This window comes from Empedobacter sp. UBA5528 (assembly GCF_002426075.1).
Lineage (GTDB): Bacteria > Bacteroidota > Bacteroidia > Flavobacteriales > Weeksellaceae > Empedobacter > Empedobacter falsenii_B.
This window is the reverse complement of record NZ_DINY01000001.1, coordinates 16,977-38,619: the sequence shown is the minus strand read 5'-3', so window position 1 is coordinate 38,619 and position 21,643 is coordinate 16,977. Positions and strand designations below refer to the sequence as shown.

18 protein-coding genes and 2 pseudogenes are annotated in these 21,643 nt (G+C 31.6%); 13 read left to right on the top strand and 7 right to left on the bottom strand.

From position 1 onward, the window contains the following. The first annotated feature begins 40 nt into the window (after positions 1-40). The 6 genes from B4L98_RS00185 (at position 41) to B4L98_RS00160 (ending at position 3,843) form a co-directional block, all read left to right on the top strand. Positions 41-430, top strand: coding sequence for a hypothetical protein (locus B4L98_RS00185; RefSeq protein WP_038332499.1), 390 nt, complete (start codon positions 41-43; stop codon positions 428-430). Positions 431-490: 60 nt separating this feature from the next. Next, positions 491-1,066 (top strand): hypothetical protein, encoded by a 576-nt coding sequence (locus B4L98_RS00180; RefSeq protein WP_291077210.1) that lies wholly within the window; start codon positions 491-493, stop codon positions 1,064-1,066. Between the two features lie 84 nt (positions 1,067-1,150). Beyond that, positions 1,151-1,798 carry a ribulose-phosphate 3-epimerase gene (gene rpe, locus B4L98_RS00175; RefSeq protein WP_280036965.1) on the top strand — a complete coding sequence of 216 codons (648 nt, stop codon included), beginning with the start codon at positions 1,151-1,153 and terminating at the stop codon, positions 1,796-1,798. 188 nt (positions 1,799-1,986) lie between these two features. Then, the gene (locus tag B4L98_RS00170) at positions 1,987-2,487 is read left to right on the top strand and encodes a regulatory protein RecX (RefSeq protein WP_291047174.1); all 501 of its coding nucleotides are present in this window, start codon (positions 1,987-1,989) and stop codon (positions 2,485-2,487) included. 94 nt (positions 2,488-2,581) lie between these two features. Next, on the top strand, positions 2,582-3,229 hold the full coding sequence (locus B4L98_RS00165; protein ID WP_291047175.1) for a hypothetical protein: 648 nt from the start codon (positions 2,582-2,584) through the stop codon (positions 3,227-3,229). Positions 3,230-3,252: 23 nt separating this feature from the next. Continuing rightward, positions 3,253-3,843: a hypothetical protein gene (locus tag B4L98_RS00160; protein ID WP_286495877.1), complete on the top strand. Its 591-nt coding sequence runs from the start codon at positions 3,253-3,255 to the stop codon at positions 3,841-3,843. Between the two features lie 40 nt (positions 3,844-3,883). Here B4L98_RS00160 and B4L98_RS00155 read toward each other — a convergent pair whose 3' ends face one another. From B4L98_RS00155 to B4L98_RS00145, 3 genes are all read right to left on the bottom strand, one after another. Beyond that, positions 3,884-4,516, bottom strand: coding sequence for a CatA-like O-acetyltransferase (locus B4L98_RS00155; protein ID WP_286495878.1), 633 nt, complete (start codon positions 4,514-4,516; stop codon positions 3,884-3,886). Positions 4,517-4,545: 29 nt separating this feature from the next. Beyond that, positions 4,546-5,430, bottom strand: a complete 885-nt coding sequence (locus B4L98_RS00150) for a DMT family transporter (protein WP_286495880.1) — start codon at positions 5,428-5,430, stop codon at positions 4,546-4,548. Between the two features lie 62 nt (positions 5,431-5,492). Continuing rightward, complete coding sequence (locus B4L98_RS00145; protein ID WP_291047178.1) at positions 5,493-7,031, bottom strand: serine hydrolase; 1,539 nt, start codon at positions 7,029-7,031, stop codon at positions 5,493-5,495. 173 nt (positions 7,032-7,204) lie between these two features. On the opposite strand from B4L98_RS00145, the gene B4L98_RS00140 reads away from it, so the two are divergent. Next, positions 7,205-8,197, top strand: a complete 993-nt coding sequence (locus tag B4L98_RS00140) for a 2-hydroxyacid dehydrogenase (protein WP_125350034.1) — start codon at positions 7,205-7,207, stop codon at positions 8,195-8,197. Here B4L98_RS00140 and B4L98_RS00135 read toward each other — a convergent pair. The 3 genes from B4L98_RS00135 to B4L98_RS00125 all read right to left on the bottom strand — a co-directional run bounded on the left by B4L98_RS00135 (position 8,192) and on the right by B4L98_RS00125 (position 10,843). Continuing rightward, a complete protein-coding gene (locus B4L98_RS00135) occupies positions 8,192-8,536 on the bottom strand; it encodes a DUF4260 domain-containing protein (protein ID WP_125350035.1) in 345 nt (114 codons plus the stop codon). The two genes, B4L98_RS00140 and B4L98_RS00135, sit on opposite strands and share 6 nt — an antisense overlap. Positions 8,537-8,629: 93 nt before the next feature. Then, entirely contained in the window at positions 8,630-10,426 is a 1,797-nt protein-coding gene (lepA, locus tag B4L98_RS00130) for a translation elongation factor 4 (protein ID WP_038332533.1), read from the bottom strand. Positions 10,427-10,552: 126 nt separating this feature from the next. Further along, on the bottom strand, positions 10,553-10,843 hold the full coding sequence (locus B4L98_RS00125) for a helix-turn-helix transcriptional regulator (protein ID WP_219035376.1): 291 nt from the start codon (positions 10,841-10,843) through the stop codon (positions 10,553-10,555). Positions 10,844-11,106: 263 nt separating this feature from the next. Between B4L98_RS00125 and B4L98_RS00120 the strand changes: the two are divergent. The 6 genes and pseudogenes from B4L98_RS00120 to prfH form a co-directional block, all read left to right on the top strand. Then, positions 11,107-11,541 (top strand): annotated as a pseudogene (locus B4L98_RS00120) (glycosyl hydrolase 2 galactose-binding domain-containing protein); the annotation flags it as partial. 53 nt (positions 11,542-11,594) lie between these two features. Further along, positions 11,595-11,651 (top strand): annotated as a pseudogene (locus B4L98_RS14650) (hypothetical protein); the annotation flags it as partial. A gap of 12 nt (positions 11,652-11,663) precedes the next feature. Next, positions 11,664-13,586, top strand: a complete 1,923-nt coding sequence (locus B4L98_RS00115) for a beta-mannosidase (protein ID WP_291077208.1) — start codon at positions 11,664-11,666, stop codon at positions 13,584-13,586. A 358-nt stretch (positions 13,587-13,944) separates the two neighbouring features. Further along, complete coding sequence (locus B4L98_RS00110; protein WP_114997794.1) at positions 13,945-14,706, top strand: hypothetical protein; 762 nt, start codon at positions 13,945-13,947, stop codon at positions 14,704-14,706. A 2-nt stretch (positions 14,707-14,708) separates the two neighbouring features. Continuing rightward, complete coding sequence (locus B4L98_RS00105; RefSeq protein ID WP_291077206.1) at positions 14,709-16,100, top strand: RtcB family protein; 1,392 nt, start codon at positions 14,709-14,711, stop codon at positions 16,098-16,100. Positions 16,101-16,102: 2 nt separating this feature from the next. Continuing rightward, on the top strand, positions 16,103-16,726 hold the full coding sequence (gene prfH, locus B4L98_RS00100; protein ID WP_219035381.1) for a peptide chain release factor H: 624 nt from the start codon (positions 16,103-16,105) through the stop codon (positions 16,724-16,726). Positions 16,727-16,756: 30 nt separating this feature from the next. Here prfH and B4L98_RS00095 read toward each other — a convergent pair whose 3' ends face one another. Further along, a complete protein-coding gene (locus B4L98_RS00095) occupies positions 16,757-21,595 on the bottom strand; it encodes a DNA repair ATPase (RefSeq protein ID WP_291077204.1) in 4,839 nt (1,612 codons plus the stop codon). Positions 21,596-21,643 lie beyond the last annotated feature (48 nt).

The window sequence follows — 21,643 nt, the reverse complement described above, 5'->3', positions numbered from 1 at the left end:
TAGATTGGCTACTTTTAAGCTAATTTTAATATAGAAAATCATGATGAACAAAGCTGATCAAAACCAAATGAAAGAATATATAAAATCTATGGATGTAGATGACAGATTCGTTGGAATTTGGTCTGGAACTGATCATGGGAAATTTTTTAAAGGAGAAACAAATAGTTGGATGGTCAATAGAAAAGCTGACGGCACAATGACGGTTAACTTTAAAACGATTTATAGTGATGATCGTGTAACTTTTTCTGAAGACGAAGGTGTTTGGTGCACGATTGGTGATGAATATTACGAGTTTAGAGATTCTGATGAGATGGCAGATATTTATACTTATATTTTTATGTCAAAAGATTCGATTCATTTTATCATCAACGAAGAATTGAAAGACGAAGAACCTTATAACTTTATTGATAATCGAGTTTTCTTGGATTAAAAATAATTTTACTGAATCATTTTTTCAGTTATATTCGTATTGAATTAATTAACACTGAAAATGAAAAGACTAATATTTACTTTCTTATTATCATCTTCTCTTTTTGCTCAAGAAAAAGCAACAGATTTGATTTCAGCACATATTAATGTTTTGGGAGTTGGAGCAAATTATGAGAAAGCCATAACAGATAAAATTACAATTCTTGGTAATTTAAATTATTCTACAATTAATTTTACAGGTTCAGATGATGGTTTGGATATGGATTTCACAGTAAAGTTAGGATTAGAAGGTCGTTATTACTATAATTTTGATCGAAGAAGTTCAAAAGGAAAATCTACTTTAAATAATTCTGCAAATTTTATAGGATTGAAATTTGACTATTATACAGATTGGTTATCAACATACCAAGGGATGGGAAAAGATGATGATTTTGCAAAACTTGTGGTGAATTATGGAATTAAAAGAAATTTTGCTAAAAAATTTTTTTATGAATTCAATTTTGGAGCAGGAATTTTTATAGATACTTATTATCCTTTTAAATATTCTATTAATGGTTCTGATTGGATATATTCAGATAAAGAAACATACATCGACTTCTTACCTGAATTAGGTTTCAAATTTGGTTATAATTTCTAAAAAATATAAATCGTTGAGTTTTCAACGATTTTTTTATTTCATTACCTTTGCACCACAAAATACAAACAAACAACAAATAAGATTATGCCAATAGTAGCACCATCAATTTTAGCAGCCGATTTTGGGAATTTAGCAAAAGACATCGAAATGGTTAATAATTCTCAAGCCGAATGGTTTCATTTAGATGTAATGGACGGCGTTTTTGTTCCGAATATCTCTTACGGAATGCCAATTATCGAGAAAATAAATTCGTTAACAGACAAAGTTTTGGATGTGCATTTAATGATTGTTGATCCAGATCGTTATATTTCAACTTTCAAACAAGTTGGCGCAGATATTTTGACTGTTCATTACGAAGCGTGTACACATTTACATCGTACAATTCAAGCTATAAAAGCAGAAGGAATGAAAGCAGGAGTGGCGCTTAATCCGCATACACCAGTATCTGTTTTAGAAGATGTGATTAATGATTTAGATTTGGTGTTAATTATGAGTGTTAATCCAGGTTTTGGAGGTCAAAAATTCATTGAAAATACTTACAACAAAGTTTCTAAATTGAAAAAAATGATTACAGAAGCTAATGCAAATGTGATCATCGAAATTGATGGAGGAGTTGGAGTACAAAATGCATCAAAATTGGTAGAAGCTGGTGCAGATGCTTTAGTTGCTGGTTCGGCAGTTTTCAATGCTGAGGATCCAACAGCATATATCGCGGAATTACAAAAAGCTTAATAAAAATAGTATTGAGATGTGAGAAATTAGAATTGAGAAGTTCATATTTTTCCTTCAACTATTTAAACAAATAATAAAAAACTGAATCAGAAATGATTCAGTTTTTTTGTTGATTAATCCTGAACTTTTTTCAGGATCCTCATCAAGTTAATCAAACAATTTTCTTATTAAAATCTTAACTTTGTTGCATGAATTTCTCTAAAGACAACCCAAAAAAGATTTATACGATTGATGAAATCAAAGATAAAATGGCAAAATATTGTCTTTATCAAGATCGTTGTCATTGGGAAGTAGAGAAAAAACTTCGTGATTTTGATTTGATTCCAGAAGCGAAAGATGAGATTATTTTTAAGCTAATTCATTACGGATTCCTGAATGAAGAACGATTTGTTCATAATTTTGTTCGAGGAAAAGTCAATCAAAAAATGTGGGGAAGAAATCGTCTTCGTCAAGAATTAAAAATGCGTCAAATTGATCAAAAATTAATTGAAAAAGCATTTAAAGAAGAAATTGATTTGGATAAATATTGGAATAATTTATTGCATTTAACACAAAAAAAGTTCAATTTATTAGCTTCTGAGCGAGAATCTTTCAAGAAAATAAACAAAGTAAAAGCATATTTAGCGTACAAAGGTTACGAGTTCGATTTGATGAATGATGCTATAGAAACAGTGAAAACAAAAGAGTAATACAATTCATCCTTAAAATTCGACAATTCGGTCAACTATTTTTAAAATTAAAAACGACTTCACTTAATTTTATTCCATAATAAATAAACACATTATGGAAAATTTAGTCAACATCATTATTTACATTCACGCATTTTTTGGAGGAATTGGCTTGGTTGCTGGAACAGCTGTTATGATTATAAAAAAAGGAAATTCGACACACAAAAAAGTGGGAAAAATATTTTCGATTGGTATGTTAGTCAGTTCTGTTCTTTCGTTGATTATTTGTGCTTTTCCAAATCACCACAATTCTTTTCTTTTAATGATTGGTATTTTCACGATTTATATGATTTTGATCGGAAATAGAATTCTAAATTATAAGCGCAAAAACTATTCTAATAATTTGGATAAAATCATTTCTGGAGCAATGTTTATCACATCTATTGTGATGATTGTTTTTGGATTACTTCCACTTTTCACAAGCAATGCAATTGGATTATTGTATTTAATTTTTGGGTTTTTAGGAGGGTTTATGTGTTATCGAGATTTTGTTTTTTACAAGAATACAGAGAATTATAAAAAATGGACAATGAATCATGTTGGAAAAATGGTTGGTGCTTATATCGCTTCAGTAACAGCGTTTTTGGTTGCAGGCGCTGGATTTGGAGATAATATTTATTTTTGGATTGTGCCTTCAATTATCGGAACGATTTATATTTTTTCTTGGTCAAAAAAACTAAATAAAAAAGTTGCAGTGAATTGATTATCTTTAATCAAAACACTTATATGAAGAATTTATATTTTTTACTCTTATTCATTCTTTTTGTTCAATGTGAGCAACCGAGCAGTCAATCTGCTAAAGGTTGGGAAAAGAAGAATGAAATAAAAGCAGATTCAGTTTTTAAAGATGAGAATGTAAATGAAGTTATTGAACAAGCTATTGATATTACAAAAAGTAATCATATACCAATTAGAACAATCTCTCTCTTTTTCGCAAAAGAAAAATTTTATTTATATATTTCTTCGACTGGACAAGACTGTTCAATAGGGAATTATTATACATTACCAATTACTATTCAAAATACAGATTATACTATTCTTTTAGATAAAAATGAAGTATTAGATGAATATATCGATATCTCAAATTTAAATTATATCCCTTTAGATAAAGAAAAAATAACATTCTGTTGTGAAATAAAAGGTTACGCTTTTCGATTTCATAAAGATGAAGAAGGAAAGTATCAATTAAGAGAGTTGGAGCATTTTTATAATTATACGGATGATTTTGTTTTAGAAGAAGATAAAAAATATTTTCCTATTCAATATGAGGAAATTCTAGAACCAGAACCATTTATTCATCCTAATGATGTAAAATAAAAAAACGAATTTCGAAACTCGAAATTCGTTCTTACTATTTCTAATATTTACCTAATTCGTTTTCAAATTCTTGCAGATAATTCGCCAAATGAAAACCATCTACAAAACCATGATTCGCCTCAACCGAAACAGGCATATACATTTTATCGTTTTGCGTATACGCTTTTCCAAAAATAATTCGCGGAATAGATTCTCCCGTTCCAAAGTTACTTGGTTGTGTTAGACCTGTAAATCTCGACCATGGAAATGTAGAATGACGAACCAAGCCAATGGTAATTTCTTCATTTTTGATATGCAAACCAACCGAGTTTTCTACACTTTGTATTTGCTCTTGAAGTTGCGCGTTAAATGCATCAAAATCTTCGGTAAAATTCATCAATGCAAAACCAAAAGTTCCGTCTTTTCTTCCAATTGTTGTTCCGCAATCTAAATGATCGTACACAAAAATTTCATCATCTTCGATGCGATATTTAAACTCATTAATCTTATTTTCTGCCAACATCGAGCAATGTAAATAGACTGCGAAAAAAGACAATTTATTTGCTTTGGCAAATTTGTACGTTTTAGAACATTCAACCTCCGCAACAACTCCGACATACGGATTATCCATTTTCGAGAACATATTAAAATGCTCTATACGATTCCAACCTTCAGGATTAAATTTCTGTTTCATTGCTGCAAAGTTAAAAATAGGATTTACAATTACTTCAATCTTTTTTGTTGATATGCATCACCAATTACATTCAGAGTTACGCCTAGAATAATCATAAAAATTCCTAAAGCTAAACTCAGCGAAAAATCTTCACCAAACATCATAACACTTACAGCAACGGCAACCACAGGTTCTGATGCGCCAAGAATAGAAGTGGCTGTAGAACCAATATTTTTAATCGCATAAATCAATGCGATGCTCGAAACAACTGTCGTAACAAACGCAAATGTAAAAAAGTTGAAGGTTAATTCTAATGATGGTAAAATGAAGGATTCTTTGTGAATAATCATTTTTGTTGCGTAATAAATCGTTGTAAATAGAAACGAATAAAAGCTTAATGTAAAGCCTTTTATATCTCGTACTTTCGATTTGTTGACTGTCACAATATATAATCCGTAACCCAAAGCACTAATAAAAACAATTCCTAATCCGATTGGATTTAGCTCGAATTTTCCTTCTTTAAAACTTAATAAAATTACACCAGCCAGTACAAAAACAATGGCTACAATAGTTGAAATTGTAATTCTTTCTTTGAAGAAAACAGCCATTATGATGGCAACAATCAACGGATAAACGAATAATAATGTGGAGGCAATTCCAGGAGTTAAATAATCATAACCTAAAAATAAAGCATCCGCTGAGATTCCGTACAATAATCCTAAAATGATTAAAAATGGAATCTGTTTCACATCTATTTTGAATGATTGTTTTTTGATGAATAAATATGTTCCGACAATCAATGCAGAAAAAAAGAATCGATAGAATAATGTAGTATCCATCGAAAAATTTGCCTGTTTTATAGGTAGGATAAATAATGGAATTAATCCATAAGATATGGAAGAAATTAGTCCATATGCGTAACCTTTGAATTTCATTTTTAATAGAAAAAACGAAGTTCTAATTTCGAACTTCGCATTTGATTAGTATTTATTAAAATTTATTTTCTCGTAAAATCTAAATCTTGGAAGTCGTAACTAAAATCTGTTAACGGAGAAATGGCCTTCATTTTGAAACCTGTCATTTTTCCATCTTTTATTTCTGCATAAACAAAAGCGTCTGCATGGAAATAACGATTGTACCATTTTACTGCAAACGTATTGTCTTTGTAAAAAAGCATTTCACCAGTTAATTGAGGTGAACGTTTCGATTCGAAAATGATTTTTCCTTTCTTTTCATAAATTACAACATCACCAAACCAATTGTCCTTATACGTTCCGATTACACTTTTTGAATCAAATTTGATGGCTTTATTTTTTTGATTTGCTTCAACTGTTTTCCAAACTTCATCGGTAATAACATCGGCTTCTTCCACATTTTTCTTCATTATATCATCATACGTTTTTACCCAATCTGTAGATGGATTTTTTAAGTAAAAATCTTTGATTGTATTCGAGATTGCTCGGAAAGCTGCACCCGATTGTTGGTTTGTCAAAATCACAATTCCTAATTTTTCTTGAGGATAAAACATCGTTTGTGTTACAATTCCTTCCAATCCACCAGTATGCGAAACTTCCAATTTTCCGTTCATATCCTGCAATTGCCATCCCAAACCATACGCTTTGAATAATGAATTATAAGGTGGAGTAGTACGATTTGGTTGTAAAGTTTGTGGTGTAATCATTTCGTTCATTTGTTTTTCCGAAATAATTTGTTTTCCATTCACTTTTCCTTTATCTAAATTGAATTGCAACCATTTTGCAAGATCATCTACATTCGAATAAATTCCTGCAGCTGCATCAAAAATGGTGTTCGTATAACGATCAATCACTTGTAATTTTCCGTCAATTGGAACGTGCGGATTAATTGCATTTTTCTTGTCTTTTAGCAAATGCCAATTCGCTGCAGTATTCGTCATTCCAATTGGTTCCAACAATCTTTTTGTTACAAAATCTGTCCAAGATTGCCCCGAAACTCTTTCAATCACAACTCCTGCAATAATGTATAATAAATTATCGTAATCATATTTTACACGGAAATCTGAAACTGGTTTTAAAAACTGAATATTAGAAATAATATCTTTTGGAGTGAAATTATGTCCATCAGGCCAAACCATCAAATCTCCAGCACCCAAACCTAATCCACTTCGATGCGTTAATAAATCACGAATTGTAAACTCTTTGGTTACATAATCGTTGTACATCTTGAATTCAGGAATGTGCGTAATCACTTTATCATCCCACTTTATATTTCCTTCATCAACCAAAATCGCCAAAGCAGCTGCTGTAAAAGCTTTCGAGTTAGAAGCAATGCCAAAATTTGTATTCGACTGAACTTTTTCTCCCGTTTTAAGAGATTTTACGCCATAACCTTTCGAATGCACAATTGTCCTGTCTTTGATAACCGCAACAGACATTCCAGGAACATCAAATGCTTTCATTGCATTTTCTGTGACTTTATCAATAGCTTGATTCGAAATATTTTGTCCAAAAGCTGTAAAAGAAGCTAATGTAATCGTTGATAAAAGTATATTTTTCATGTGTGAATTTGAATTTTCACGAAGTTAGAAATTTTTATTCATCAGCTTATAGCTTTTAATAAAATATCAAAAATAGAGGATGAATTAATTTTGAATGATTTAAAATTTTATAATAATCAAGTAGAAAGTAAATTACAATTAATTAAAAACATAAATTAGTTAAAAATAATTCAATGAAAATAGCTTTCTTTTCGTCTAAGCCTTATGACAAAACTTTTTTTGAGGCTGAAAATAAAAATTACGGTTTTGAACTTAATTTTTATGAAACACATTTAGGTCCGCATATCGTAAACGCGATTGAAGATGAGCATGCTGTTTGTGTGTTTGTGAATGATAAAGTGAACCGACAAGTCATTGAAGTTTTAGCAAAAAAAGGCGTTAAAATTATTGCATTGAGATGTGCTGGTTTTAATAATGTCGATTTGGAAGCTGCGAAAGAATTTGGAATTAAAATTTGTCGTGTTCCTGCATATTCTCCCGAGGCTGTTGCTGAACATACAATGGCGATGTTGTTAACATTGAATCGAAAAACACATAAAGCTTATAATCGTGTTCGTGAACAAAATTTTGCATTGAACGGTTTACTTGGTTTTAATCTTTTTCAGAAGACGATTGGAATTGTTGGAACAGGAAAAATAGGAAAGGCTTTTATCAATATTGCGAAAGGTTTTGGATGTAAGATTATTGCTTATGATTTGTATCCAGATCAAGAATTGATGAATAATGGCGTGGAATATGTTGAGCTGGATAAGTTGTTTAAAACTTCAGATATTATTTCGTTGCATTGTCCGCTGACGCCAGAAAATCATTACATGATTAATCAAGAAACGATTGCGATGATGAAAGATGGCGTAACGATTATTAATACGAGTAGAGGTGGATTAATCAATACACATGAAGCGATTGAAGCTTTAAAAAATCATAAAATTGGTTATTTGGGAATTGATGTTTATGAACAAGAAGAAAAATTATTCTTCAAAGATTTATCAGCAGAAATTATTCAGGATGACATGATTCAGCGATTGATGAGTTTTCCAAATGTTTTGGTAACTGCGCATCAAGCTTTTTTTACACAAGAAGCGTTGGAACAAATTTCAGAAATTACGATGCGAAGTATTTTAGAAATTTTAGAAAAAGGTTCAACAGATGAGGTTGTGATGTTATAAATTATCTAAATGAGTGGATTTGAAACCATCATATTTTTTGAGACCAAATCCTAAAAAACGATCTAACGCAATATGAGCGAAAAAAATTAATCCAATCATTAAACACCATTCAATGTGTAAAAAATAACCAATGAGAATCAATGAAATTGTCGTAAAATAATTATGAATAAAATTATAAGATATTGCGCCAATCTTATTTCCAAAAAGATAACCTAACATAAAAATATCGGGAGCAAGAAAAAGAATTGCAAACAAAAACCAGGAATAATCAAGTTTATAATAGATGATTAGCGTTACAATTAAAATTGCTAATTGTTCTAATTTTAATAAATTTTTCATAATGTTGATGCTTAATTTATTAGTATAAATATTTTACCAATTGTTACAAAAAAAGCCGTTCATTAGAACGGCTTTTGGTATATAAAAAGAATTTTAATCATTCAATTTCAAAACAGCTAAGAATGCAGATTGGGGAACTTCTACACGTCCAATTTGACGCATTTTCTTCTTACCAGCTTTTTGTTTTTCTAATAACTTACGTTTACGAGAAATATCACCACCATAACATTTTGCAGTAACGTCTTTACGTAATGCTTTGATTGTTTCACGCGCAATAATTTTTGCACCAATCGCGGCTTGAATTGGAATATCAAACTGTTGACGAGGAATTAATTCGCGTAATTTTTCACACATTTTCTTTCCAATATTGTAGGCATTATCAACGTGAATTAAGGCAGATAAAGCATCTACAACTTCACCGTTAATCATGATGTCAACTTTTACCAATTTTGAAGCTTTCATTCCAGAAGGTGCATAATCAAACGATGCATATCCTTTTGAAATAGATTTTAATCGATCATAAAAATCGAAAACAACTTCAGCCAAAGGCATATTGAAAATCATTTCTACTCTATGTTGAGTTAAATAGTTTTGAGATTGTAATTCACCACGTTTCTCAATACATAAACTCATTACAGGACCTACGAATTCAGATTTTGTAATGATTGCTGCTCGAATATATGGTTCTTCAACACGATTTAATCCTGATGGATCTGGTAATTCAGATGGATTATGAACCGGAATCATTTTTTCTGGATCTTTTTCCAAGTACGCTTCATACGAAACGTTAGGAACAGTTGTAATTACCGTCATGTTGAACTCACGTTCTAAACGCTCCTGAATAATTTCTAAGTGTAACATTCCTAAGAATCCACAACGGAAACCGAAACCTAAAGCAGCAGAAGATTCAGCTTCAAAAGTTAATGAAGCATCATTCAAACGTAACTTTTCGATAGAAGCACGCAAATCTTCGTAATCTTCTGTGTCAACCGGATAAATACCAGCGAAAACCATTGGTTTTACTTCCTCGAAACCATCAATAGCTTCGCTTGCAGGATTCTCAACTAATGTAATTGTATCTCCAACTTTTACCTCAGAAGCTTCTTTAATTCCAGAAATAATATAACCTACATCTCCAGTTTTAATGACTTTCTTCTCAACTTGATTCAGTTTTAATGTTCCAATTTCATCGGCACCATATTTTTTGTTGGTAGCCATGAATTTTACTTGATCTCCTTTTTTGATTTCTCCATTTACCACTTTGTAAAAAGCTTCAATTCCTCGGAAAGGATTATAAACAGAGTCAAAAATCAAGGCTTGTAACGGTGCATCTGGATCACCAACTGGTGCAGGAACTTTCTCGATAATTGTGTGTAACAATTCTAACACACCTTCACCTGTTTTTCCACTTACACGCAAAACATCTTCGGGATCACAACCAATCAAATCAACAATATCGTCTGTTACTTCTTCTGGATTTGCAGAAGGTAAATCGATTTTGTTCAAAACTGGAATGATTTCCAAATCATTTTCTAAAGCCAAATAAAGGTTAGAAATGGTTTGTGCTTGTATACTTTGTGCAGCATCTACAATTAACAAAGCTCCTTCACAAGCGGCAATCGAACGAGAAACCTCGTAAGAAAAATCCACGTGACCAGGAGTGTCAATTAAATTTAAAATATATTTTTCACCATCTTTTTCATATTCCATTTGGATGGCGTGCGATTTAATTGTGATTCCGCGTTCGCGTTCCAAATCCATATCGTCTAAAGTTTGATTTTGTAACTCACGATCAGAAATCGTGTTTGTTACTTGCAATAAACGATCGGCCAAGGTACTTTTACCATGGTCAATATGGGCGATAATACAGAAATTACGGATATTTTTCATATTCTATTTGTCGAATAGGCAAAAATAATCTTTTCCGTGCAGACTGCAAGTATTTTGAAAAATATTATGAATTATATTTTAATAAATTAACGAGAGTTGAAGTGTGTTTTTTACTAAAAAATAAATCTAGGCAATTATCCGATGAAAAAAAGTATATAATTTATCTTCTTTTACTAGACCAAATTTTTGTTTCAAACGATACTTTGTTATTCGTACACTTTTTGGTTCAATATTAAGAAGAGTTGCAATTTGTTTGGTGTCTAAACCAAGATAGATATACGAACAATATTTCAAATTAAGAGGTGTTAGTTTTTGCTTAGAATGCTCGTTTAGCGTTTTGAAAAAGTTTGAATGTAATTCTTGAATTCTAAATTTAGCACTTTCAAAATCATAATCCATTAAATTTTCTTCTCGCATAACTTGTTTTAAATTGATAGAAGAATCATTTCCATTTTTTTGTAGTTTCCGCTTGATCTTGATTGTACAAATCGATTGAATAATCAGTTGCTTTTTTCTGAAATTCAAATATAGCCGAGTCAACCTAAGTTTAGCATATTCGTTATTCCCATAATTAACGAAGCCTATATTATGTATTCAACAAAAGAAATTGTTTTTAATAATCTCTTTTGTGTTTATATGAATTTTAAACCTAATTTTATCCTTATGAAAATCAGCACAAAATGAGGAGATTACTATTTTTTGTTATTACTTTTTTTACATTTATTCAACTTTCTGCTCAAACGACTCGAAATTTGAATTTAGAGAATTGGACTTTTCAACAAAAAGGAGATTCAAAATGGCTGAAAGCTGAGATTCCTGGTTCTGTTCATACCGATTTGATGTTAAATAATATTATTCCAAATCCTTACAAAGACGTTAATGATGCAAAAGTGCAATGGGTAGAAAACGAAGATTGGAACTACAAAACTTCTTTTGATTTGACTGAAGCCGAACGAAAAGCGCAAAACATTCAGTTAAAATTTAATGGATTGGATACATATGCAAAAGTTTTTCTGAACGGAAAATTAATTCTGGATGCGAATAATATGTTTCGAATTTGGGAAGTTTCGGTCAAAGATTTACTGAAAGATAAAAATAATTTGCTCGAAATACAATTCAAATCGTCGCCTAATGAAGGAAAACGATTAGCAAATCTTCTTCCATATAAATACCAGAAGGTGAGCGTGTTTTTACTCGAAAAGCGCAATATCAGTATGGTTGGGATTGGGGACCAAGATTGGTAACGGTTGCGATTTATAAACCAATTGAACTTATTTCTTGGAATAATTTAAAACTGAATGACTTGTCTTATGAAATTGTCAAATTGGATAAAAATCAAGCGAAAGTAAAGTTTAAATTTATTATCCAATCGGAACAAAATACAACTGTAGAAATTAATTTTAATCAGAAAAAAATCACTCAAAAATTAACCAAAGGAATCAATTATTTTTCGATTGATGAAACAATTCAAAATCCAAAATTATGGTGGCCAAATGGAATGGGCGAACAATATTTGTACGACTATCAATTCAAAATTAGACAAGGAAATGAGCAAGTTTCTAAGCATTTGAAATTTGGTTTACGCACTATAGAATTAGTTCAAGAAAAAGATAATGTTGGTTCAAGCTTTTATTTTAAAGTAAATGGAATTCCAACGTATATGAAAGGTGCGAATTATATTCCGCAAGATAATTTTGTTTCGCGAGTTTCAAAAAATGATTACGAAAAGCTGATAAATAGTTCGGTTGAAGCTAATATGAATATGATTCGCATTTGGGGCGGAGGAATTTATGAGGATGATTATTTTTATGAATTATGCGACGAAAAAGGTTTGTTGGTTTGGCAAGATTTTATGTACGCTTGTGCTTTTTATCCTGGTGATCAAGATTTTCTTAACAATGTAAAACAAGAAACAATCGATCAAGTGAATCGACTAAAAAATCATACTTCTATCGCGCTTTGGTGTGGAAATAATGAAATTGATGAAGCGTGGCACAATTGGGGATATCAGAAACAAATGGGCTGGTCAAAACAAGATTCTTTGAGTATTTGGAAAGATTATCAAACGACTTTTCATCATATTATTCCCAATGTTTTGGATTCTATTTTATCAAAGTCAGAGAACCGTTATTGGCCGTCTTCACCTTCGATTGGTTGGGGAAGAAAAGAAAGTTTGACGCAAGGAGATTCTCATTATTGGGGTGTTTGGTGGGGAATGGAACCGTTTGAAACCTATGAGAAAAAAGTTCCACGTTTTGCTTCGGAATATGGTTTTCAAGGAATGCCAACGTTAGAAACCGTAAAATCTATGTTTTCTGAAAAAGACACATTGAGTAAGAATTCTGTAACCATTTTAGTGCATCAAAAACATCCAAAAGGTTGGGAAACAATCAACGAATATATGCAACTCGATTATGCAATTCCGACCGATTTTGTGCAGTACAACTACGTTTCTCAATTGTTGCAAGCGCGCGGAACTCAGATTGGGATTGAGGCGCATCGACGCGCAAAACCGTACAATATGGGAAGTTTGTATTGGCAATTGAATGACGTTTGGCCTGTGACTTCGTGGGCGTCTTTGGATAAATTAGGAAATTGGAAAGCGTTACATTATCAAGTGAAAAGAAGTTTCGAGAATGTATTGATTTCGGTTGAGAAAGAAGAAAATGTGTACAAAATCTATATCATAAATGACTTATTGAAAGATTTGAAAGGAAAAGTAAAATTTTCTATAATCGATTTTAATGGAAATAAACGTTGGACTAACGATAAAGATGTAATTATTTCATCAAATTCTTCTACTAAAATATTGGAATTAAGTAATGAGGTTTTGAAAGGAACTTCTTCAATAAAATCTTTTCTTCGAATTGAATTTGAATCAAATAGAGAAAAATATTCGAGTAATTATTTCTTCGAAAAACCGAAAGATTTAGCTTTAACAAAACCAACAATTAAAATTAAAAAGATCAGTAGCAATCAAATTGAAATTTCTACAAATGTTTTGGCAAAAGATGTTTATTTATTGGACGGAAACAATCAATTTGATGATAATTTCTTTGATTTAATTCCGAATGAAACTCGTATTATAAATGGAGAGAAAGCAATTCAAAATCTAAAAATTTATTCGTTGTATGAGACGATGAATGCTGAAAATCAATAATATTTTTCTCCCTATTTTTAGTGAAATTTCACAAACGATTTGGAAATGTGAATTTTATTGACTTAAATTTGCACTGATAAAAATCATAACGTATAACAATTTAATAACGAAGAAATAAAATGTTCAAAGAAACGACATATCAGTTTTCAGCTATTGCAACAGATTTTGCAATGAGCATTTCTTCGTGCTTATAAATCGTAAATAATTAACTTATTATATCAAAAGCCCGGAGGATTCTTCGGGCTTTTTCTTTTATTATTCCATTCTAGATTCAGAATAACTTCTAAAAACTTCCGAAGAAGAAATAATTAGCGCTAATTATTTCAAAACAATTATTTGCAATCAAATAATCCATGTTATGGAAGATTCAATTTTCTTTTCAGCTCGTTTACGAACAAAGAGAACGAAGAAAAGAAGCGTAAAAACAGCAAAAGAAAAAAATGTAAGAGAGAAATATAAACGTAGAAAAGAAATCTTTAAAGAACAAAAAGCGATTCCGCTTGTTCCTTTAAAAGAGCCATATCAAAAAGGTTTCGAACGTTATTTTGTATTGAGAGAAGATATTAAAAAGGAAAATGAGATTGAATTTTTCACTCAAATTCTGAAGAAAATTAATACTTCTCAATATGCAGAAACGCGAAAGTTTGTAAAAAAACGAAAACGAAACGGAAAGCGAATTTATGTTCCGAGAATTCAAGAATTGAAACAATTACAACCTTATGAATATTCAGGACCGCATTCAATTTTGAATGATGAAGAACGTCGATATTTTGCGTGTATTCAGGTGTATGATCCAAAAACAAAACGTTTCAAAGGAATTTATGAATTTCTACAACCGTGGCGTTTTCGATTGATTATAAAACCAAATATGATTACGCATTACAAACCACTTGATATTGATTTGAAGCGCGAAGAAGCGCAAATCGATCACTTTTTTGACAAGTATAAAAATCAAGGAATCCTCTTAAAGAAAATAGTTGGAGGAGGTTATTCGTATGAACGAAAACCAAAATTTAAAAATCCTTTTACGAAAAGGAAATTTTTTAACGACAAAAATTCGGCGACAGAAATCGCTGAAATGCTGATAGAACAAGAACATCAGCTATCTAAAAGACATTAATCATGGGAAATAAAATCTCTGGAAAGGACTTCATAAAATTAGGCTTTCCAAAAAATAATTCGATCAATATTGCAATTGGGCAAATTCATCGATACAGAAAAAAAGAAAAGAAACAAACGATTCTCAACGAAGCAAAAGAAGTTTTACTCGAACCAGAAAAGTACATTGGTCACGGAATTTGGGGAAAAGTTGCGGAAGGATTAATAAAACCAGTTGAGGTTAGATTACAAGAATTAAAAACAACGCGTTCACCTTTTTCGATTTTTGGAGAAAATGAAATTGACGAGCAAGCAAAATTTCAATTATATGATGCATTGAAATTGCCAATTTCGGTAAAAGGAGCTTTGATGCCAGATGCGCATTCGGGGTATGGATTGCCAATCGGAGGTGTCTTAGCGACGGATAATGCGGTGATTCCTTATGGAGTTGGTGTGGATATTGGTTGTAGAATGAGTCTTTCGGTTTACGATTTGCCAGCTAGTTTTTTGAAAGGAAAATCGCATCAATTGATTCAGATTTTGCAAGATCATACCAAATTCGGAATGTATGAAACGCATAAACTAAAAGCGGATCATGAAATTTTTGAACGTTCTATTTTTGATGAAATTCCAATCTTGAAAAGTTTAAAAACAAAAGCTTATCAACAATTAGGAACTTCTGGTGGAGGGAATCATTTTGTTGAATTTGGGATTGTGAAATTAGATGAGGTAAAACCTGAATGGAACTTGATTCCAGGAGAATATTTGGCTGTTTTATCGCATAGTGGTTCGCGTGGTTTGGGTGCAAATATTGCAAAACATTATACGTATTTGGCGACGAAACAATGTCCACTTCCGAAGCAAGTTCAGCATTTGGCTTGGTTAGATTTGGACACGTACGATGGCCAAGAATATTGGGCAGCGATGAATTTGGCTGGCGAATATGCCAAGGCTTGTCACGATGATATTCACCGAAGAATTGCGAAAGCTTTGGGAAAACGTATCGTTTTTAACATCGAAAATCATCACAATTTTGCGTGGAAAGAAATGGTTGAAGGAACGGAACGAATTGTTCATCGTAAAGGAGCGACGCCAGCTGGAAAAGGAATTTTAGGAATTATTCCAGGTTCGATGACCGCGAACGGTTACATTGTTGAAGGTTTGGGAAATGAATTGAGTATTAATTCGGCTTCGCATGGTGCGGGACGAAAAATGTCGCGTGCGAAATGTAAATCAACAATTACTAAAAGTTTTATGAATTCACAATTGAAAGATGCAGGAATTGAGCTGATTGGCGGAAGTGTAGATGAAGCACCTTTGGCATATAAAAACATAAAAACGGTGATGAATTTACAGACTGAATTAGTGAAAGTGTTGGGAACTTTTACACCGAAAATTGTACGAATGGATAAATAATGATGAGGAAAAAAATTATTCAACTTACATCGGGTAGAGGACCAGCGGAATGCAATTTTGTGGTGACTAATGTTTTTAAAAAGTTTTCGGAAGCGTGCACAAAATCTGAAATTAAGTTTGACATAATTGAAAGAGAAATGGATAAAGATTTTCATCAACTTTCATCTGTGATTATAGAACTTGAAGGAAATGATTTAAACACGTTTTTAAAAACTTGGCTTGGAGCAATTTTATGGATTGGTAAAAGTCCATACCGAAAATTTCATCAACGAAAAAATTGGTTTATTGGTTGTTTTGAATTAGAAATTCCGAAAGAAAATTCAATCAATCCGAATGAAATTATATACCAAACAATGCGAAGCTCTGGAAATGGTGGACAAAATGTAAACAAAGTAAATTCGGCTGTTCGTGCGATACATCAACCAAGTGGAATTTCGGCTGTTTCGATGGATTTACGTTCACAACATCAGAACAAAAAAACTGCAACAACTCGTTTGTTATTGAAATTACAAGGATTTGAAACCAATAAATTGAAGGACTTGGTTCAAAAAAAATGGAATAATCAAACGTCTATTGCAAGAGGGAATCCTGTGAAAATATTCAGAGGAGATAAATTTAGTGAATAAAAAAAAGCCGCTCAATGAGCGGCTTTTAGTTTATTTTTTCAAGATTGCTTGGATAATTCCTTCCAAATTTTCATTGAATTCGAGCAGTTGAGAAAAAACTTTATCGTCTTTATTCAAGCCGCCGTGCTTATTATTTTTGACAAACGTTGCTTTTATCGTTTCCCAACGTTCTTTTTCTTCAGAAGTCATCAAATCTGCAATTTCTTTTAAACGCAAAAGATTCGATTCTGTGTCGGTTGTCAACGTTTGCGATTCACTTTCGTAATGCGCCAAAATCGTTTCATTAATTTCTTTTTCGTTCATCATCGGAACAATTTTCGAAACTAATTTTGACATATTTCTGTACGAACCTTGCATCTTGAAAGGCGGTTCAGTTCTGTAATCATCTTGCATTGCCGCACTTGTAATATAATTTTGATTGACTTTTACGACTACATTTCTAATCTTAATTACATGTTTCAAAACAGCAATAAAATCATCAATTTCTTGTTTCAAATAATTGCCTTCCAAATCTGGAAGTTGTTCTTGATTTTCGGTTACAAAATTTGTTAACTTGTAAAAATCTGTCAAACTTTTCGAAGCAATTTTATCCAAATATGGATTATCGCCTGTCGCATTTTCAATCAAACTCAAGTTGAACAACGTTTCCGTATCACCAATTACATCACCCAAATTATACACATCAGCACGATTGGCCAACATATCCGGAATCTGAAATTTAGAACCGCTTTCCGTATATGGATTTCCAGCCATTACAATACAAAAACGTTTTCCACGTAAATCGTAGGTTTTACTTTCTCCTTCAAAAATTCCATCAATTTTTCGCTGTCCATCGGCTAATGAAATAAATTTCTGTAAAAATTCTGCACTCAAATGCTGAATATCATCCAAGTACAACATTACATTATCCGCCATTTCAAACGAAAGATTGATCTTTTTCAATTCTTCTCTTTCTCCAGAAGTTTTGGCTTCGATTGGATCGATTGACGTAATGTTATGTCCAATTGTTGGTCCATTCACTTTCACAAAATGCAAGCCCATTGTTTTGGCTAAATATTCCATCAAGGTTGTTTTTCCATAACCTGGCGGAGAAATTAATAACAACATTCCCATACGAGCGGTGCGTTTGTTTTCGCCTGCTGTTCCTAATTGTTTGGCTAAATTATTTCCGATTAAAGGAAAATAAACTTCGTTGATTAATTTATTTCGGACAAATGAAGTCAAAACTTTTGGTTCAAATTCTGCGATTTTTAAATCTTTCTCGTAAGTTTTCGAAATTTCTTCTTTCAGCTTTTGGAATGATTTAAAATTTGGAACATCAACAGTTGAAAAATGCTCTAATTTTGAAATGATTTCATGATAATTTTGTGTGTAAATTCCGTCAACAATTACCGCATGATTTCCTTTCAAATCTTCAATTTTGATGACAGAATTTCCATCATTTATATGATATTGATCTTTCGAAAATAAAAGTATTGTTGCTACTTCATTCATCACATTTCTATATGACGAATAATTTTCGTTTTCATCTATAAATGAATGAATCCAGTTTTCGATCAAGTAAAATTTTTCGGTAGAAGAAAATTGTTGATCTTCAATCAATGCATTAAAATCTTCCGAATTTTTATTTTGTTCTAAATAATTTACAAACTCTTTTTGAAATTTTTCAGCTTCTCTACTCATTGAAAAAGCTTGATATTTCGTGAAAGTTGTAAATAAATAGTGAGAAACTTTTTCTGATGATGTTTGTGATTTATCCCATTCTGTTTCCCAATTTTCAAAAAGCGATTTGATTTCATTTAGAATGTTTTCAAAACGATTTGAATTCGGAAAATTTTTCAAAATTAATTGAGCAGAATTAATCATCGCATTCAATTTTTCTTGCAAATTATTTTCTAAAGAATGCCAAAAAACTTGAGCAGTTGTGCGTGTTTGAGCATCAAATTGCAACACATCTAATTTAGAATTGACGTGCACTAATTCAGTGAAAATTCGAAGTGCGTCAAAATTATGCACACCTTTTATATAACCTTCCGAATAATTTTGTTCAATGATTTGATTGATGAATTTTTCAGCATCGAAATCTTTTTCATTTCTCGCTAAAAAAGCTTGATAAGCCAAATATTCAGCGCGATAAACCAATTGATTTTCCGAAACAAATTCTTGATTCCAAATATCTTGATAACGATAAATTTCTTCGTTTTTAACTTTTTGATAGAAACTTGTTCCTGTTAAATGATAAAATAATTCGTTGTTACGATTCATTAAAGTCAGCGCTAATTGCTGCGTATTGACCGTAAATTTATTTTGTCCGAGCGCAATAATATTTTGTCCATCAACAAAAAGTTCGGTTTTATCTCGTAAAACGCGAAGCGTATCTTCTTGCGATTTTTTCAAGAGGTTTTCAAGATTTTCGGCTTTCGAAACATCTTTCAAATCCTTTAATTCTTGAATAATTTGACGCATTTTGTCAATCATTAAATCCGAAGAATAAAACGCTAAAATTTCTTCTTTTTCTGAAAAAGTTTTGGATTTGTTTTCGATATTTTTCAAGACGCGCAAACCAATTTGCTCTAATGAATTGGTGCGTTTGTTGGTTTGTTCAACCAATTGTTCGCGCTTCGAATTGAACGCTTTGATAATTTCGTCGCGTTTATCTGCAATTTTTAAAGCGAAATCATCAAAATCTGAAAATTTACTTTCTAATTCTTCGAGCTGAACAATAATTTTTGTATTGTATTCTTCTGTTTTTTCGGCAGTTGTTGATAACTCTAAAAAATTGACTACACTTTGTTCCAATAACGTAATTTGAGCAGAAAATTCGGCAACCGCTTCTTTACTTTTTAAATCAGAAGTTTGACGTGTTAATTGCGCACGAACTTCGTTAAGCGAAGCAAAAATGACAGAAATTTTCTCAATAATTTTTGTCGTTTGTGTAGCGTCTTCAATTTTTAAACTGTTCAGAATATCAATCAATAATTCTAATTCGGAAGCAATTTTAAGACAAGCTTCTTCGATAACTTTCGCATCAATGACTTTTTCGATAGAAGCTACTAAGTTTTTCTGTTCAGCAACTTTTTCTTCGTATGGAATTAGTGCTTCATCCAATAAAAGAAACTCAATTGTTTTGGTTGATAAATTTTCGTTTACCTCTTGCAATCGGTTTTCTAATTCTTGAACACGCTCTAAATTGATGTAGCGAATTGAACGTAAATCAATAACTTTTCCTTGAATTTTACGAGCCTCAGCTAAATGTTCAACCAATAAATCCAATTGATTGTACGTTGTGCTATTTACTTTGAAAACGATTTCTTCAATCGATTCTTCCGTTTTTTCTAAGGTTTCTTGCGCAAATTTTTTCTGAATTTGAACTTTAGCAAATTCATCAATCGCTGTATTGGCAACTGTTTTTATTTCTAATAAAGGAACAGCAAGCTCAAAAGTCTCTTGATCATTAATCCAAAAATAGCCATCTACAATATTATTCGCTTTTTTTACAATGTCCTCGTATAAACCTTCGTACGAATCTTCTTTGTTGATTAATTGAATAACCTCCTGAGATTCAGCCATTGCTTTCACAATGTCTTTGTTCCCAATTTTATATAATGGATGATTTGTTTTCTCTGTATTTTCAATCAAACGTTCAACATAAGGTGTTTGCCAAATTTGAACTTGATGATGTCTTGTCGCTTCTTCTTCGGTGCGGAAATAAATTAAACTTCCATCTTTAAAAATCGTAAAACCATTACAAACTATAGGTGTTTCCACAGTTTGTTGAATGATATTGTACGATAAAAGAATGTATGTATTGGTTTCATCTTGATTGAAAATGTACATAAAATCTTCTCCGTTCGGAGAATTTACACGACGGAAAAATTGAAAATGCTCTAAATTATTATTATCGAAAAGATGATACGTTCCGTTTTGTAAATAATAACCATTCGAAAAAATTAAACCTTGATTATCGGGTAACAGAACTGCTGCATCTAAAAGTGCAGGAATGTTGATAACTTCTTTGGTGCGAACATTGTAAATATAGGCTCTGAAATCTTCTTGAAACGGTTTTATTTTAACCGCAATTAGATTTCCTAAATCGGCATAATAATATTCGGCATCGTCTAATTGTTGATCTAAATGTGTCACTTTTTCAGTGAAAATTCCTTTTCCTGAATCCGTATTATCTTCAATTTTAAAAGTAATATCACCACCAATTGCTTCGATAAAAATCTTATCTAAAATAGAAATATGTGGAAACTTTCCTAATCGACGATCATCGATAGAAGTTTTTTGCCATTCAAAATCAAATTGATCTGCTTTTTTTACTTCGTGAATGCTGCGATCATCTTGATAAATTAATTTTCCGTCTTTGATTAACCATTTAAACGCTTTCAAATCTTGTGCGCTTTTACTGGTTTGGAAAACCATGTATAGATAATTATCTGTTCTACGAAATTTAGAAAAGATAGAATCGCGGTAATATTTATATAAATTCTGAAAATCTGTAAAGAAATTCTGATCGTTTATTAAGTCGAGAGGTTGAGGAATAAATTGATTTTCTTGAAACAGATAAATACTAAAAACATCGCTCAACTGAATGTCTGTGCGTAAACCGAAATGCACGTTGTAACCAAAAATACACAATTTATCGAACGCGATAATTCCACGTGCGACGCATGTATTTTCTGTCGTAATTCTTTGGTTTGCGCTTAATGCAAAATTGGTAGAATTGAAGACTTCTTTTCGAGCATCATTCAATTTCGTTAATCTTTCCGAAAGAAAATCTTTTTGTGTAAGAAGTCTTTTTCGGATGATTTCGTACGCGCCTGCATCAAGCGTTTCGGTAACGTTAATATTTTTTTCTTCTTGCATTAAATTAAAATCTAGAAGGTGATTAAACTGTAATTAAGAGCGATTGAA

Bases quoted from the DNA above. Each gene is read 5' to 3' on its own strand.
- B4L98_RS00110 (WP_114997794.1), top strand. From the start codon at position 13,945: ATGGAAGATTCAATTTTCTTTTCAGCTCGTTTACGAACAAAGAGAACG.
- B4L98_RS00165 (WP_291047175.1), top strand. From the start codon at position 2,582: ATGGAAAATTTAGTCAACATCATTATTTACATTCACGCATTTTTTGGA.
- B4L98_RS00125 (WP_219035376.1), bottom strand. From the start codon at position 10,843: ATGCGAGAAGAAAATTTAATGGATTATGATTTTGAAAGTGCTAAATTT.
- B4L98_RS00185 (WP_038332499.1), top strand. From the start codon at position 41: ATGATGAACAAAGCTGATCAAAACCAAATGAAAGAATATATAAAATCT.
- B4L98_RS00150 (WP_286495880.1), bottom strand. From the start codon at position 5,430: ATGAAATTCAAAGGTTACGCATATGGACTAATTTCTTCCATATCTTAT.
- B4L98_RS00095 (WP_291077204.1), bottom strand. From the start codon at position 21,595: ATGCAAGAAGAAAAAAATATTAACGTTACCGAAACGCTTGATGCAGGC.
- B4L98_RS00145 (WP_291047178.1), bottom strand. From the start codon at position 7,031: ATGAAAAATATACTTTTATCAACGATTACATTAGCTTCTTTTACAGCT.
- prfH (WP_219035381.1), top strand. From the start codon at position 16,103: ATGAGGAAAAAAATTATTCAACTTACATCGGGTAGAGGACCAGCGGAA.
- lepA (WP_038332533.1), bottom strand. From the start codon at position 10,426: ATGAAAAATATCCGTAATTTCTGTATTATCGCCCATATTGACCATGGT.
- B4L98_RS00105 (WP_291077206.1), top strand. From the start codon at position 14,709: ATGGGAAATAAAATCTCTGGAAAGGACTTCATAAAATTAGGCTTTCCA.
- B4L98_RS00160 (WP_286495877.1), top strand. From the start codon at position 3,253: ATGAAGAATTTATATTTTTTACTCTTATTCATTCTTTTTGTTCAATGT.
- B4L98_RS00135 (WP_125350035.1), bottom strand. From the start codon at position 8,536: ATGAAAAATTTATTAAAATTAGAACAATTAGCAATTTTAATTGTAACG.
- B4L98_RS00155 (WP_286495878.1), bottom strand. From the start codon at position 4,516: ATGAAACAGAAATTTAATCCTGAAGGTTGGAATCGTATAGAGCATTTT.
- rpe (WP_280036965.1), top strand. From the start codon at position 1,151: ATGCCAATAGTAGCACCATCAATTTTAGCAGCCGATTTTGGGAATTTA.
- B4L98_RS00140 (WP_125350034.1), top strand. From the start codon at position 7,205: ATGAAAATAGCTTTCTTTTCGTCTAAGCCTTATGACAAAACTTTTTTT.
- B4L98_RS00180 (WP_291077210.1), top strand. From the start codon at position 491: ATGAAAAGACTAATATTTACTTTCTTATTATCATCTTCTCTTTTTGCT.
- B4L98_RS00170 (WP_291047174.1), top strand. From the start codon at position 1,987: ATGAATTTCTCTAAAGACAACCCAAAAAAGATTTATACGATTGATGAA.